At 67.8% G+C, this 15,689-nt stretch carries 11 protein-coding genes; 6 read left to right on the forward strand and 5 right to left on the reverse strand.

All coding sequences use genetic code 11. From position 1 onward, the window contains the following. The first annotated feature begins 10 nt into the window (after positions 1–10). The 6 genes from ACFYMM_RS14925 (at position 11) to ACFYMM_RS14950 (ending at position 9,682) form a co-directional block, all read left to right on the forward strand. Positions 11–208 (forward strand): DUF397 domain-containing protein, encoded by a 198-nt coding sequence (locus ACFYMM_RS14925; RefSeq protein ID WP_261722860.1) that lies wholly within the window; start codon positions 11–13, stop codon positions 206–208. 347 nt (positions 209–555) lie between these two features. Beyond that, the gene (locus ACFYMM_RS14930) at positions 556–1,893 is read left to right on the forward strand and encodes a helix-turn-helix transcriptional regulator (RefSeq protein ID WP_319647614.1); all 1,338 of its coding nucleotides are present in this window, start codon (positions 556–558) and stop codon (positions 1,891–1,893) included. After that, positions 1,890–2,774 (forward strand): phosphotransferase, encoded by an 885-nt coding sequence (locus ACFYMM_RS14935; protein ID WP_334580550.1) that lies wholly within the window; start codon positions 1,890–1,892, stop codon positions 2,772–2,774. The genes ACFYMM_RS14930 and ACFYMM_RS14935 overlap by 4 nt, the downstream gene beginning before the upstream one ends. A gap of 1,324 nt (positions 2,775–4,098) precedes the next feature. Then, positions 4,099–5,163, forward strand: coding sequence for a site-specific integrase (locus ACFYMM_RS14940; protein ID WP_319647616.1), 1,065 nt, complete (start codon positions 4,099–4,101; stop codon positions 5,161–5,163). A 951-nt stretch (positions 5,164–6,114) separates the two neighbouring features. Continuing rightward, complete coding sequence (locus ACFYMM_RS14945; protein ID WP_388386285.1) at positions 6,115–7,362, forward strand: tyrosine-type recombinase/integrase; 1,248 nt, start codon at positions 6,115–6,117, stop codon at positions 7,360–7,362. Positions 7,363–7,753: 391 nt separating this feature from the next. Continuing rightward, a complete protein-coding gene (locus ACFYMM_RS14950; RefSeq protein ID WP_388386286.1) occupies positions 7,754–9,682 on the forward strand; it encodes a cellulose binding domain-containing protein in 1,929 nt (642 codons plus the stop codon). A gap of 6 nt (positions 9,683–9,688) precedes the next feature. On the opposite strand, the gene ACFYMM_RS14955 is transcribed toward ACFYMM_RS14950, so the two are convergent. The 5 genes from ACFYMM_RS14955 to ACFYMM_RS14975 form a co-directional block, all read right to left on the reverse strand. After that, a complete protein-coding gene (locus ACFYMM_RS14955; RefSeq protein ID WP_388386287.1) occupies positions 9,689–11,257 on the reverse strand; it encodes an MmgE/PrpD family protein in 1,569 nt (522 codons plus the stop codon). 113 nt (positions 11,258–11,370) lie between these two features. Then, complete coding sequence (locus ACFYMM_RS14960; RefSeq protein WP_388386288.1) at positions 11,371–11,739, reverse strand: nuclear transport factor 2 family protein; 369 nt, start codon at positions 11,737–11,739, stop codon at positions 11,371–11,373. Between the two features lie 73 nt (positions 11,740–11,812). After that, positions 11,813–12,763, reverse strand: a complete 951-nt coding sequence (locus ACFYMM_RS14965; RefSeq protein WP_388386289.1) for a diacylglycerol/lipid kinase family protein — start codon at positions 12,761–12,763, stop codon at positions 11,813–11,815. A gap of 289 nt (positions 12,764–13,052) precedes the next feature. Beyond that, positions 13,053–14,504 carry an MFS transporter gene (locus tag ACFYMM_RS14970; RefSeq protein WP_388386290.1) on the reverse strand — a complete coding sequence of 484 codons (1,452 nt, stop codon included), beginning with the start codon at positions 14,502–14,504 and terminating at the stop codon, positions 13,053–13,055. A gap of 27 nt (positions 14,505–14,531) precedes the next feature. Continuing rightward, a complete protein-coding gene (locus ACFYMM_RS14975) occupies positions 14,532–15,551 on the reverse strand; it encodes a ketoacyl-ACP synthase III family protein (RefSeq protein ID WP_388386291.1) in 1,020 nt (339 codons plus the stop codon). Between the last annotated feature and the right edge of the window lie 138 nt (positions 15,552–15,689).

A 15,689-nucleotide genomic window follows, 5' to 3' on the forward strand; every position in this document is an offset into this window, starting at 1 on the left:
AGGAAGACACGTGATCGAACAGCCCAACTGGTTCAAAAGCAGCTACAGCGGCCAACCGTCAACGGACTGTGTAGAGGCCGCCTTCCTTGCTGCCACGCGGGTGAAGGTGCGCGATTCGAAGGATCCGAATGGCCCTCACCACACCTTCGAAGGCGACGCCTGGATGACGTTCATCAGCGCGGTGAAGCACGGGGAGATCTCCTCCTAGCGCAGCCGTCGTGAACGTGCTTCGGCCCGGCACATTCGGCTGCCAGGCCGAAGCACGTTCACGACGAAAGTTTCGCTACCAGCCCCTACAGCCAGGCCCCCGCACCTCAGGCGCATCCCACAGAGTGGGACTGACAGAACGTCACAATGGCGTCACGCACGTTGAGATGAGTCCGGCGGTGTACAAAATGGCCGTGATCACGCCTGTTCGCTGCTCACCCGAGGATTCAAACCACTCTCGGGAGATGCTGATGCGGACAGTGGACGTGCACGGCAAACTGTCCGCATCAGACTGTCGAGAGGGACGTCATGCCACAGAAGCCCAGGCCTCTCGATGACTCGCAGTCCATGGCGCATTGGTTCGGGGTGGAGCTGCGAACTTGGCGTGAACTGCGAGGCCTCTCAACCACCGCCCTCGGGGCAAAGGCGCACCTCAGCGGGTCCTCAATCCAGAGGATCGAGAAGGCAGAGCGACCATGCAACGCCGACCTGGCGGCTTCGCTGGATGATGCACTTGATGCAAGGGGTGCGCTGCGACGGCTCTGGCGCCGCGTCGAGGCGGATGCGGACAGCCAGGGCCGTGATGCGGACAAGCTCCGGTCCGAAGCTTTGGTAGAGGCCTCGAACCTGGCCGCGCCGGGCACGCTAGAGGCAAGGACACTTGCTGAAGTCGATGGGAGTGACGTGGAACGTCGGTCGTTCCTCGCTGGTGGCGCCGCCGTACTGGGCCCGATAGGAGTGGGAGCGCTTGGCCATGCCTCACTGCCCAAGGTCATCCGTAACGACGACGTTGAGCAGGTATGGATGGCGTCGACCCTTCTTGCCCAGTGGGATAACCAGTATGGAGGTGCAGGTCTCGTCCGCAGCGCGTCGATCGGCCTGTACCGCTGGGCCACGTCTCTCCTCGACGTGCGATGTCCCGGTCGCCTGGAACCCGAGCTGTTTACTGCGGTCGGCCGCCTCGCCATCGTCATGGGCGCGAGCGCCTTTGATGCGTACGAGCACGATGACGCGCGGTTCTACCTGGGCGCAGGTGTCAAGTTCGCTGAACATGCTGGCAATTGGCATCTCCGGGCGTCGGCGATGAACTGGCTGGCCCGTCAGGCGATCTGGGTCGGAGAACCAGACGACGGGCTGACTCACGCGGAGAACGGCCTTGTGCGCTCTGATCGTCTGACGCCGAAGGAGCAGGCGATGTTGCATAACGCGCGCGCCCGCGCCCACGCCAAAATGAGAGACATTGACGCAGCAGTTCGAGCGATTGGCCATTCGGACGAAATCTTCTCTCACGCCGCCGAAGGCGAAGACGCCCCGTGGATGAGTTACTACGACCGCGCACAACATCACGGCGACACAGGCCACGCGCTCTTCGACCTGACGATTCTCGCCGGCCATTCTCCAGCTGCGGCAGCCGACCGTCTGAAGATCGCGATCGAGGAGCACGGAGACGGATACGTGCGATCCCGTGCTCTCTCCGGGACGAAGCTCGCTTCGCTCCGTATGGCCACCGGCGACCCGCAGGAAGCTGTGGCGGTTGGCCACCGCGCCCTCGACGAGGTGGGACGCCTTCGCTCTCAACGCGCCGTTGACGACGTCCAGGAGCTGCGACGCATCGCGGCCTCACGCAGCCGCAACGCCGGAGTCGCTGATCTGCGCGAACGCATCCGCACTACTGTTCAGGCATGACGTCTCCCCGCATCCAAGAGTCATTCGATGTTCTGGAGAAGATCGTGCAGGCGGTCGGCCTAAGTCCGAACGGTGCGGAGCCCATCCGCTTGGCCGAGAACGACCTATGGCGTCTTCCCGGGCAAGTCGTTGTGCGGATCGCGCGTAGGGGACAATCTGCCGCTGCAGCCCGCGAAGTACAAGTCACGCGATGGCTTGCACAGAACAGCATTCCAGCAGTACGGCCATTGGATATAGACCAGCCCGTAACCGTCGATGGGCGCACAGCGACATTCTGGGAAGAGCTACCACCACACCGCGCCGGAGACGAGTCGGACCTTGCTCCACTCCTGCGCCGTCTACATGAGTTGCCACCCCCACCCTTCGCCCTGGGAGAGATAGCCCCCTTCGTGCGTATCGCGGACCGCATCAAGGCCTCCCAGTCTGCCAGTCGAGAAGATCAAGCGTGGCTCCTGCGACGACTAGAGGATCTCCAGGCAGCATGGACCGACCTGCCGCAGGGCCTACGGCCATGCGTCGTTCATGGCGACGCTTGGGGCGGCAACACTGCGGTTACCCACAACGGCGTCTTTCTGATGGACTTTGAGCGCACTGCGGTAGGGCCCCCGGAGTGGGATCTCACTTCGACAGCCGTGGCTGCGGATACGTTTGGCAAAATCTCTCGATCCGCGTACGTGAAATTCTGCGAATCCTACGGCCATGACGTCATGGACTGGGCTGGCTATCCCACGCTGCGCGATATTCGAGAACTTCGACTTACGTCATTCGCATTGCAAACAGCCGACGACAATCCCGTGATGCTGGAGCAAGCGAGATATCGAGTCGAATGCATGCGCGGGCTTGCGGGTCCGCGGCCATGGCACTGGAAAGCTGTGGCCTAGAAACAACCCTCTACTCGCCATCTCCATCTGCGTGTAGTCACACAGTCCGCATTAAAGCAACACCTCTCCGCAGTGGATCTATGCCGCCAGCAGCTGATACCTCCTAGGACAGCTCTGCTTTTCACGCCACTACACCGGGAGACCTCTCGTTCCTTGGCCTCGACAACGCGGCAGCGCGCGATTACGAAGGAGCTCCGCGCAAACTGCGTGTCACGCACGACACATGCCAGGCCGCCGGCCAACTCGCGGGCCAAGCCGTCCTAGAACTCTTGGGCAGCGCCGCGGAGGAGCACGGGGATGCCGAGCTTGCCGCGCGACGCTACAAGGAACCTCTCTTCATCTACTTGGCAGTTGGATCCGCAAGAGGTCTCGCTGTCATGGACCGACTCGCACCTCTGGCCTCGCATCCGTAGGTCAGCAGTCCGCCCTCACGCCCTCTGGAAGCGGCATACGAGGGCGACGCCCCTCACTTTTCTCTACAGGTGTTAACGACAAAGCACCTCATAAGCAGCAATAACGCGCACGTTGGACCTGTCACATCCGGAGCGGGTGGGCTAGCGTCAACTCCATACATAAACACCTGTAGATGGGTGGCTCTGGCGCGCTCGCACCGCGCGCTTGGCGTACAGGCCAACCCACCACGGGTGAGGAGACGCGACCGCAGGAGGCTGGATCTTGCCGGATGCCAGGTTCAGAAGCAGGAGGGTTTCGGCTTCGAGTTCACCCGAAATTGCAGACTCGGGCGTCCCGATAAGCCAATCAAAAAGGCCCTCTGAAACCACTCCATCGGATTCCGTCGATCGCTATATGATGCCCCGTGAGGTGGAACACCGACTTGGCATTTCACCTTCAACGCGGCGCCGGTGGACCAATCGCGGTCTTCTGCGCGCCTATCCTCTTGGCCCGTACTACCGACCCGGCCCAGGAGAAAACCGGGAAGGAAACAGGAATGGCAGCCGGGTGCGCTACAGCGAGAAGCAGGTCAACGACCTGTTCGAGCGCATCAAGAGGGGCGAGCTCGCTCGCTCACCGAAGCCGCTGGACTCCTAAGTGCTACAGGCTGAGAAAGGTTGAGATTCTTCCACGGAAGGGGCACATGGCCGAGTCCGATGCACCGTTTGATCGGTGGCACAAGAGATATCCGAAAGAAGGCGAAGCTCCCTGCAAGTGCGGCACTAAGAGGAAGCCGCTTTACCCGTCTGCCGACCATGGCCGCGGCCAGCAGTGGCAGGCTCGCTACACGGACCCCAACGGGAAGCCCAGGCGCCCAGCATTCGACAGCTGGCAAGATGCTCGCGACCACTTGGACGAGGTTCGGGTGGACATGCGTAACGGCACCTGGGTCGATCCCGACATCGGGAACGAGAAAGTCGCGGTGTTCGCGGAACAGCTAATCGAAGGACGAAAGAAGAGGAACAAGAACGAGAACACGACGGGCACCTACGAGAGCCACCTGCGCACTCACATCGTCCCGTTCATGGGCAACCGGATAGCCAAGACTCTCAAGCGGCGGGATACGACAACCCTTGTGGATCATCTGATCGACAAGCCGGGAATCGAGTCGGCCTACTACGTCGTCCAGATCTTCAAGACGTGGCGCATCTTGGTCAACTACATGGTTGACGCGGATGTCCCGCTCCCGGCAAATATCGTGTCCCGGATCGATCTCCCCGAGGTCGAGGATCGCGTCGAGGTCGCTCTCTCACCCGAGCAAGTGGCGGACCTGGCGCGCGCCATGCGGGAAGTCCAGCCGCGATACGAGGTCTTGGTGTGGATCGCAGCGTGCGCGGGCCTGCGCGAAGGCGAGGCCTTCGGTCTCCTTGAAAGCCGTGTGGTCTGGGACCAAGATCTCCTCTACGTCGAGGAGCAGCGGCAAAAGGGCAAGAAAGCCAAGCTGAAGACCAAGGCGAGCTATGCCACGCTGCCGGTTGATCACTTCCTCATGCAGCGCCTCGCCTACCATCTGACCCACTTCAAGGGGCCGGCGCCGGTGTCCAAGGCGGCACAGCAGAAGCGCCGTCAGCGGGGCTACATGCCGCCGCCGGACGAGGGGCTGATCGTCACCACCGTGCAGGGCCGGCCACTGACACGGAGTCACTTCAACGACGTGTGGCGGAAGGCGGTGGAACGGGCCGGGCTCCCGAAGGGCACCCGGTTCCACGACCTCAAGCACTTCTACACGTCCCGGCTGGGCGCGGACAAGATCGACAGGCACGATCCGAAGACCGTGCAGGCGCTCTCCCGGCACGCCGAGTTCTCCGAGACGTGGGACACCTACGCGCACCCGCCGGTGGCCGTGCAGGGCGTGAAGGTAAGGACATTCAGCCGTCTCTTCGGTCCCGATCAGCGCGGCCCAATGGAGTCTGCTGACACCGAGCAGGCGGCGTAGCAGTGCTGGCAGGCCTGGCCCGCGCGGCCGGGTGAACCTGGGCTTGGGGACTTGACCCCAGCGGCCCCTGATGTGCAAGACTCATTGACGCAACGAGGCTAACCATCGCGGCGCGAAGGGTGAGTTGGACCCGTGGAACGGCCAACCCGCCTGATTCGACCCCGATTCGACCCCGGAGGCGCAGGGAGGAGCGGACACCCGCTCTGACCAGGGCCGGAGGGGTGCGACAGGACGAGCCGGGCTGTACGCCGGGTTCTGTCGCCCGACCAAGGACAAGGGCACCAGCCAATCTTGGCCGATCAGGTCGCGCGATTCACCGCTTGAGCTTCCAGCCATGCCTCTACCTCCGGTCAGCGGTAGCGCAAATAGCGGCCGACCTTGTGGGCTCGCGCCCCCTGGTGTCGGTGATTCCATATGTAGACCGTATTCAAAGGTACGCCCAGGAAGTCGGCCAGCTCCTCCGCGCTCATCAAGGGGCAACGGTCCCCCGCGCCACTGGCGGCTTCTTCCGCACGGGCAGTGGTTCGACGCATGGGCACTCCAAAACGGTTCGAAGCGGGCAGGAAAGAACCACGTGAGCGGTACTCCGCCGTGGTGGTGGGCGGAACGTTTGCATTAAATTCCGGCCGGACCAAATAGAGGGCCTTTCGACGAAATGCCTACGACTCTTGCGAACTCTCGAAGGGCACAGGCGAATCTTCGCTGAGGATTCGTCGAGCCCTCGTCGAACCCTCGGCGAGCATTCGTCTGGGTGAAATCTTCTCTACCACTCTGCACCCTTTGTCGCGAAGACCCCAAGAATGCATTTGACATCTTCAGCTCTCCTGGATCAACATCCAATTCACACAGGGCGCGATGAGCGGTCAGACAATCTCGCCGTCGACGATGGCCCTGATTTAAAAGACTCCACAAATAGACTCAAAGGGCCGTTGGAAACTAGGAGTTGAGTCGATGCCGTACGACCGCTGGCGCAAGTCGCGCCCGAAAGACGGGGAGTCGACCTGCAAGGAACACGGCAAATTTCCGACGCGGGATCACGGGACGGGGAAGCGGTGGCAGGCCCGATGGCGCAACCGGGAAGATGTCCAGCAGACGGAGCTGTTCCGCACCGAGGTCGAAGCCCGCAGGCATGAGACCAAGATGCGGTCCGGAGTGGACGACGGTTCATATATCAACTCTCGCGCCGGAGAGGTCAGGGTCGGTGAACTCGCCCTTACGTGGCTCAAGGGGCACGAACACAAGAATCCACGAACTTACCGACGCCACAAGGAGCGAATTCTCCTCCACGTCGTTCCTACCGTGAACGCCTCGTCTTTGCTGGACTGGCTGCACGACCGTCGCAGGCTGCTCGAAAGTTCCACGCTGCGCCTGGTCTTCGACAATCTTCGAGCTGTCTTTGACCTGGCCGTGGACGACAGCCTCATACCCAAGAATCCATGCCTCGCCAAATCGGTGCAGGACGCCAAGCCGAAGCGAGGAGATGGCGGCCGGGCAGAGCTGACCCTGACGTGGGAGGACACCGAGAAGATCCGCGCCGAACTTCCCGACCGGTACAAGGCACTCGTCGACTGCGGTCGCGGCCTGGGCCTTCGTCAAGGAGAAATATTCGGCCTGTCACCAGAAGACATCGACTGGGCACACCCTGACGGCCCGATGGTGCACGTGCAACGGCAAGTGGCCCACGACGGCTCGTTCCTGGCATACGCCCTCCCCAAGGGCGGAGACGCCGAGGACCCGAAGGACCGGTGGGTCGAACTGACCGACGACGTGGCCATCCCCCTGCGCGAGCACATGGAGAAGTACCCGCCCGTCGGGGTGACCCGACCGTGGGGCAGCAAAGACGGCGCCCCTGTCACGGTGCGGCTGATCTTCTACACCCGGGAGAAGACCGCCATTCAGTCGAATTGGTTCAACTCCTACCGCTGGAAGCCTGCCCTGGCAGCGGCCGGCCTCATCAAGCCCCTTGACCCCAACGCGAAGGGACGGCGCTGGGAGAAGTCCCGCGACATGATGATGCACGCCCTCCGACACCTTTACGCGTCGATGATGATCAACGGCGGGGTGGACGTGTACACACTCGCGGCTCGGCTCGGACACGCCGATCCTGCGTTTACTCTACGTAAGCACGTGCACCGGATCGTCGGAGCCGGTTCCAAGATCCGCATCGCGGTCCGAAGCGCCTACACGAGGGCCGCGTGACTCCTGCGGTGTTCGGCTCGTGCAGCGACCGTGCAAGATGATCTTTGAACGCTTCATTTACGCAGGTCAGATACTTCGCATAGGAGTTCCGGGACATCTGACGCCCCTTCGGACGAACGCCGCCGCATCCGCCGCACCCTCCGCGACCAGCGGGACCGCAGGTCGCGGAGAATGCGGCGGCGCCCCGCGCCCGCCCGTTCCACGGCGGACGGCGCTCCCGGTCACGCGGGCGACGCGCTGGCGCCCGCACGCCTCACGCCTGCACGCACCTTGACGTGCGCCCGCCAAGCCGACGATGGTGGGGACCGCGAATGGGAGCGCTCCCATTTCGTATTCCTCCCTCCCCCACTTCCGATCGGCGGGCGACCGCGACGGTGCACTGGAGGTCGACATGCGCAGACTCGGCAGCGCGGCATCCCCCGGCGGGCGTGCCGCGACCACGGCGGCCGCCCTGGTGGCGTTACTGGCGCTGGGCGGATCCCCCGCCCTGGCGGCACGCTCGTCGCCCTCGGCACACGCCGAGCGTGCCGCGGCGACGGCCGCGACGGTGACCGTGGACACCGGCAGACAGGGCGCGACGATACCGGCGACGGCCATCGGGCTGAACGCCTCGGTGTACGACGGCCATCTGACCGACGCCGGCGTGCCGCAGCTGGTGAAGGACGCCGGTGTGGGTGTGATGCGGTTCCCCGGTGGCACCACGTCGGACGAGTACGACTGGAAGACGAACCAGGACGTCGTCTCCAAGACCACGCAGGCCACCGACTTCGACCAGTTCATGACGACGGCCGGACAGGCCGGCGTCCAGCCGATGATCACCGTGAACTACGGCACCGGCGACACGGTCGGCAGGAGCGAGTCGCCCCAGGAGACGGGCGCGCAGCTCGCCGCCGACTGGGTCCGCTACGCCAACGTCGAGCACCACCACCACATCAAGTACTGGGAGATCGGCAACGAGGTGTACGGCAACGGCACCTACGGCGGCTCCTGGGAACCGGACGAGCACTGCGGAGCCGTGCCCTCCCCGGCCAACCCGACCACCTGCGGGCCGTCCGTCTACGCCCAGCACGCCGCGCAGTACATCGCGGCGATGAAGGCCGTGGACCCCACGATCTCCATCGGCGTGGTGCTGACCGCGCCGGGCAGCTGGCCGGACGGGCAGACCTCGGCCGGCAGCCCGCAGCCGTGGAACCAGACCGTGCTGACGGCCCTCAAGGGCAAGATCGACTTCGCGGACGTGCACTGGTACCCGCAGAATCCCAGTTCGGTGACCCCGCCCGGGCCCACCGACGCCGGCCTGCTCGCCGACACCGCCCAGATCCCCGGCATGGTGAACACCCTGCGCACCGAGCTCGGCAGCTACGCGGGCGACTCCGGCATCCCGATGATGCTCACCGAGACCAACTCGGTCTCCTCCAACCCCGGCAAGCAGACCATCGGCCAGGTCAACGCCCTGTATCTGCTGCAGGACTACACCGGCTGGCTGAGCAGCGGCGTCGCGAACGTCGACTGGTGGCAGCTGCACAACGGCATCGTCACCTCCGGTGACAACGGCTCCTCGCTGTACGGCACCGGCCGGTACGGCGAGTACGGCGTCCTGTCGGACGGCAGCTGCGGCACCTCGGACGGCACCCGTGTCTGCGAGCCGACGCCCAACACGCCCTACCCGGCGTACTACGGCCTGAAGCTGCTCGGCCAGTTCATCCATCCGGGTGACACCCTGGTCTCCGCCACCTCCAGCCAGTCCCTCGTCAACTCCTACGCGGTCAAGGCGGCCGACGGGTCCGTGCGGGTGCTGCTGGTCAACGACGACCCCGCCACCACCTACAGCGTCGCGCTGAACTACGCCGGCTTCACGCCCGGGACCGGTTCTCCCGGGACCGCCACCCTGGCCGCCCCGGGCACCTCGATCGACACCGCGCCGCACGGCACCGCCGTCTCCCAGACCCTGGCCCCGTACTCCGCGACCGTGCTCACCCTGCGGTCCGGCTCGGGGACCGGCACGGGCACCTGCTCGGTCCACTACGCGGTCAGTGACTGGGGCGGCGGGATGACCGGCACCGTCACCGTCACCAACACGGGCAACAGCCCGGTCAACGGCTGGACCCTCGGCTTCACCTGGCCGGGCAACCAGCGGATCACCCAGGGCTGGAACGCCACCTGGAAGCAGAACGGCACCCAGGTCACCGCGACCAGCCTCGACTGGAACCAGAACCTCGCCGCCGGCGCGAGCACCACCGTCGGCTTCACCGCCGGCTACAGCGGCAGCAACCCGGCACCGACGTCCTTCACCCTCAACGGCGGGGCGTGCGACAGCTGAACCCGGTCAGTCCAGGAACGCCGTCTCTATCCAGCGTCGTACCGCCCGGGGGCGCATGCGGTGGAGACGGCCGACCGTGTCGGCCACCTCGGGGGAGCCGCCGACGGACAGGAACTTCTCGCGGACCAGGTCGGCGTGGTGCAGCCGGGTCTCGGGGCCCGCGGCGCCGACCGGGATCAGCCGGGTGCGGGAGACCGTACGGCCGTCCGTGAGGCGGACGGTGACCCGGGCCCCGGTGGCCTTGGTGGCCCGGGAGAAGTCGCGGTCGTCGGCCTGCAGGGCGCCGAGCAGGTCCACCAGTTCGTCGCCGCCGAAGCCGCGCAGCCACGGCACGGCCAGGTCCCCCGCCTCGCGCACCGCCTCGCCGAACGGGGCGTCGGACAGGAACAGCTGTCGGGTCATCTCGGTGTCGTGCTCCAGCCGTATCCGCCGGGCCAGTGCCCAGCGGTCCGGGTCGTCCAGGTGGGGCGAGGAGAAGTCGTCCACGGTGAACTCACCGGTGAGCAGCGTGGTGGCGACCGGGTAGGGCACGTCCAGGACCAGCGCGCCCAGCGGGGAGCCGGGACCGGTGACGTACTGGGCGGCCCGCTCCCCCGCGAACAGCGTGTACAGGGAGGCCTCGACGACGATGTCGGCCACGTCCTCGGGGCGCACCGGGCCCAGTTCCTTGTGGATCTCGGCGGCGCAGTCCACCGCCGCGTCGATGCCGGGGCCGCCCGGGTGCATCTTGAACGACAGCGTGTCCGTGTGCCAGCGGCTGCCGAGCCCCTTGGCCACGGCCTGCGGCAGCGGCACGGTGGCGAACCGGGCCAGGAAGCCGTCGCTGTGCTCGATGATGTCGGGCGCGCCGCGCAGTCCGGCGTATGCCGCGTCGCACGCGTCCATCGCGGTGCGCACCGGCGTGAAGGTGTTGAACAGGCGGGCGTCGCTGGCCAGGAAGGCGCGCATCAGCGGCCAGTTGGGCATGGCGAAGGCCAGCCCGAAGGCGTCCTCCCACAGGGCGGCCGGGGCCCGGTCGCTGTGCAGCCGGCCCGCGACCGCGCCGGCCAGGTGGGTGTGCACGGCGCTCTGTCCGCGCAGCGGGCCGAGGGTGGCGGAGGCGGTGATCCGGGCCGCGAACTCGTTGGCGGCGACGACCGCGGTCAGCAGCGAGAGCCCGTCCAGCCGGCGGGCGTAGGCGAAGGCGAGCGGGACGGCGACCGTGGAGTTCGAGAGGTGGCCGGCGTAGGCGGTGTCGTCCAGGTTGAGCCAGGAGCCGAGCGCGGCGAACACGCCCGCCGCCTGCCTGGGGTCGCGCTGCATGGGGTGCCCGAAGGCGGCCACGAGTTTTCTGCCCAGCGGGTGCTGGAGACCGGCCCGGATGGAGGCGATCTGCGACAGCACCTGGCTGGCGGCCAGCTTCAGGACCCGGCAGGGGACGTCCTGGGGGCGCAGACGGGCGGCCCATTGCGAGAGTTCACGCAGCGGGGTGTCGGCTGACGTACGGCCGCGGAGGGTGCGGGGCGCGCTCTGCGCCTGGTCGGCCCATTCGGCGCACAGCGCCCGGGCCACGCTCTCGCCGAGGACAGCGGTCATGGGGCGGTGCCTTTCCGGTACGCGGGGAACAGACGGCGGCGGGAGCACCGTCGCCCCGGTGCTCCCGCCTCAGGGGTCCTCGCGCGCGCGAGGACCCCTCTCGGTGCCATGGATCAGGCGGCCGGGACCTTGTCCAGGAAGCCGTAGACGGCCTTGATCTTGCCGGCCTCGTCGGTGACCAGGACGTCGAAGCCGATGGCGATCGGCTCGGCGCCGGCCTCGGTCACCAGGCCCCACTGGAAGCGGGCCTGGTTGTGGTGGGCGTCGACCGTGCCGTGCAGCTCGAAGGACAGGCCCTTGAACTGGTCACGGGCGCCGGCCACCACGGCCGCGAACCCCTCGCGTCCCTCGACCGCGGCGAGCGGGTCGATGTACGGGGCGTCGGCGGTGAACAGCTCGGCGATGGCCGCGGCGCGCTTGTCGGCGTCCGCCTCGTTCCAGATGTCGAGGTAGCGGGTGACGGTGGCGGTCAGGTCGCTCATGCGGGCGATCTCCTCTGTAGGTGTTGCTCGGTCGGTTCTTCTGACAGGTGGCTCAGTGCGGTGCGGTTCCGCTTCAGGGCTGGGCGGGGGCCCACACCGGGAGGGCTCCGGGGAGCACCTCGAAGGTGGCCTTGGCGCCGATGCCGTGCTGGTACTCGCCGTCGTGCTCCAGCGGGAGCCGCCGGCCGTCGGTGCGCTCGACGGTGATGCTGCGGCCGCGCGCGTACACCGTCGCCGGGTGGCCGATGTGGCGGGCGTCCAGGGTGAGTTCGGGCACCTGGTCGGCGGGGACCGCGCCGCCGATGACGCAGACGTCGAGGAGCCCGTCGTCCAGCAGCGAGTCGGGCAGGACCAGGAACAGGCCGCCGCGGTAGCGGCCGCCGCCGACGTTGGCGAGGACCGTCGGGCCCTCGTGGACGACCCGGCCGTCGACGGTCACCCGGCCCGGGTAGGGCCGGTAGCCGGCAGCGGTGTCGGCGAAGGCGCGGGCGTAGCGCTCCCGGCCGGTGAGCGGCAGCTCGCGGGCGGTGAGCAGTGCGTCGGCGATGACGCCGGAGCAGGCGCCCAGGTAGACGTAGTTGCGGGTTTCGGCGAGACGCGCCAGGTCCAGGCGGCGCAGGCGGGCGGTGCCGCCGATGCCGTAGTCGGTGAGGACGGCCTTGAGCGCCTCGCTCCAGGGGCGGTCGCCCCAGAGCATCTTGTAGCCGGAGTTGCCGGTGCCGCCGGGTACGACGGCCAGGGCGGCGCGGCCGTCGCCGGGGACCAGTCCCTGGACGACCTCGCGTACGGTGCCGTCGCCGCCGATGGCCACGACCAGGTCGGGGGCGGCGTCGGTCCGCTCCAGCGCCCGGCGTACGGCGACCGTCGCGTCACCGGGCGCGGTGGTGAGGTGCACCTCGGTGCGCTCCAGGCAGGACTCGCACAGCTCCCGTACCTGGCGCACGAGTTCGGCACTGTGGCTGCCCGAGGCCGGGTTGGCCAGGATCAGGGCCCGGGTGGGGCCGGGGGCGGCGGTGTCTGCCATGACGAACCTTCTCCTCAGGTCGGACGCACCGGCGACGAACCGGGGCGGCGGCTTCGGCGTGCGTCGACAACGACTGTTTCAAGAGGGGCTGACGGGGAGCTGATACGTCACTGACGCGGACGGAACGGACCGGCGGTGGGCTCCGCGGGGGCGCCGGCCCGGAGGCGGCGGCGCCCCGGGTACGCCACACCCGCCGGCGTCGGTCGGGGCGTCGGCGGGCGTGGGGCGGTGCCATGTGCTGCGCTGTGCTGCGATGTGGTGCGGTGTGGTGGTGCCGTGTGGTGCCTGGTCAGGCGGCGGCCTTCGGCCTGGGGATGAACTGGACCAGGATCGCGACCGCGAGCGCGAGCGGGCCGAGCAGGGCCAGGCTCGCCGTGAAGCCGTCGGCGTAGGACTGGCCGGTGGGGGCGTTGCCCAGGACGTGGTAGAAGATGGCGCCGACCGCTGCCACGCCCACCGCGCCGCCGACCTGACTGGCCGTCGACAGCACGCCCGAGGCGGCTCCCGCGAAGCGTGGATCGGTGCCGGCCAGGGCGATCGACGCCAGCGGTGCCATCACCATGGCCATGCCCGCGCCGCCCACCATCAGGCCGGGCACCAGCCAGGCCACCGCACCGTGCGTGCCGATGTGGTCGACCGCGCCCCACAGCCCGCCCAGTCCGGCCAGCAGGACCAGCGCGCCGACCGCGAGGGTCTGCCGGCCCAGCAGCGCGGCGATCTTGCGGGCCAGTGTCGAGACGGCCAGGAAGCCCACGCCCAGCGGCAGGAACACCAGCCCCGACTCCAGCGCGGTCAGTCCCACCCCGGCCTGCAGATACAGGGCGAGGACCAGGAAGAAGGAGGCCATGCCGGAGTAGTAGACGACCGCGGTGATGACGCCGATCGTGAACGGGCGCTGCTGGAACAGAACCGGGTTGACCAGCGGGCTGCCCCCGGTGGACGCGAGCCTGCGCTGGTGCGCGGCGAACAGGAGCAGCAGCACGGGCGACGCGGCCAGGCACAGCCACGTCCACAGCGGCCAGCCCTTCTGCTGTCCCTCCGCCAGCGGCAGCACGACGGCGACCAGCCCCGCCGAGACCAGCACCATGCCCAGCGGGTCCAGCCGGGCCCGGCCCTCGGACCGGGACTCGGGGATCAGCCGCGGTCCGAGGACCAGCGCGGCGATGCCGACGGGTACGTTCACCAGGAAGCAGGTCCGCCAGCCGAGGCCGGCGATGTCCGCGTGGATCAGCAGACCCCCGATGAGCTGTCCGAAGACGCCCGCCAGGCCCATGGTGAGGCCGAACGCGTTGAAGGCCCGCACCCGGGCCGGGCCCTGGTAGGTGACGCCGATGATCGCCAGCACCTGGGGGCCCATCAGCGCGGACGCCAGCCCCTGCGCGATCCGTGCCTCGACCAGCTGCCCCGCCGTGGGCGCCATGCCCGCCCAGGCGGAGGACAGCGTGAACAGCGCCACGCCGAGCAGGAACATCCGGCGCCGCCCGTAGAGGTCGCCGAGCCGGCCGCCGGTGATCAGTCCGGCGGCGTAGGCGAGGGCGTATCCGGCGACCACGAACTCGACCGCGGAGGCACTGGCGTGCAGGTCCCGCTGGGTCTCGGGGATCGCCACGTTGACGATGAACACGTCGAGCGTGATCACGAACGTGCCGACGAGGATGAGCGGAAGCGTGGCCCAGTGCGGGGCGGCCGGCGCCCGCTCCCGGGTCCCGCTGGCAGGGGTCCGCGCTGACTGCAGGGCCATGACTGGCGATTCCTTCCTGTGTCGCTGCTAACGCCACTCGGGGACGTCGAGGATCTCCACGACGGCGGCCGAGAAACTGAATCCGGACCCCGCCGCCACCATCAGGACGAGGTCGCCGCGGTTCACGGACCGCTCCTTGACGAGGTGCTCCAGGCCGAGGAACTGGTCGCCGGCGCCGATGTGGCCGACGTGCCGGCCGATGTCCCAGGTGCTCTGTTTCTCGGTGAAGCCGAGCAGTTCGTAGTTCTCCGGGCTGACACCGCGGTGGATGAGCGGTATCACCACCCGGGCGATGTCCTCGGTGGTGACGCCGGCGTCGGCGAGCGCCTGCCCGGTGGTGTCGAAGAGCGCGCTCTGGTAGCGGTCCCAGGAGCCCTCGGCCTCCGGAGTGGCGGCGTGCTGCAGGCCGCGCTCGCGCAGCGGCACCGGCATCTGCTGCCCCGGCGCGGACGCGAACGGCTCCAGGCCCCGGTTCCAGCGCTCCAGCGAGTTGTCGGCGCCCAGGCACGCGGAGACGACCCGGGCGAAGCCCTGGCGCGCGGAGAGCAGCAGCGCGGTGCCGCCGTCACCGAAGATCAGGTTGAGCTGGGCGTTGAAGCGGTCGATCCACGGCGGGGCGAAGTTGTCGCCGGTGGTCAGCAGGACCGCCGAGGTGAAGCCGGCGGTGATGTGGCCCGCGGCCAGGGCGAGCGAGCCGAGGCCGGCGTTGCAGCGCTGCTGGACGTCGAAGCCGGGCGCGTGGGGGCCCGCGGTCTCGTTGGCGACGTAGGCGGCCGTGGGCCACATGTCGTGGCCCTGGTAGCCGCAGTAGCCGTGCAGGACCAGGCCGACCTCGTCGCGGTCCAGGCCGGAGCGCTCCAGCGCCAGCCGGCCGGCCCGTACCGCCATCTCGGGGCCGGAGACCGCCTCGGCCACCGCGATGGACTCGTAGCCGATGTTCCGGTGCTCCTCGTCGACGAGTCCCTCGGCGATGGCGTCGGCCAGGGGGCGCACGGGCGGCAGCCAGGAGGCCGCCGAGGCGATGAAGAGGTCGTTGTCGAACTTCATGGCGTCTCACATCCTTCGCTCGGGATGCCGGCGCGGATCTCCCCCGTACGCGGACGGCAGCGGTTCCCGGGTGCGACGGACGGTCACTGTCCCCTAACCCGCTGACACGGCGCTGACGCGCCGACCCCGACGGTGCCG

Source organism: Streptomyces sp. NPDC006739, from assembly GCF_042869815.1.
Classification (GTDB): Bacteria; Actinomycetota; Actinomycetes; order Streptomycetales; family Streptomycetaceae; genus Streptomyces.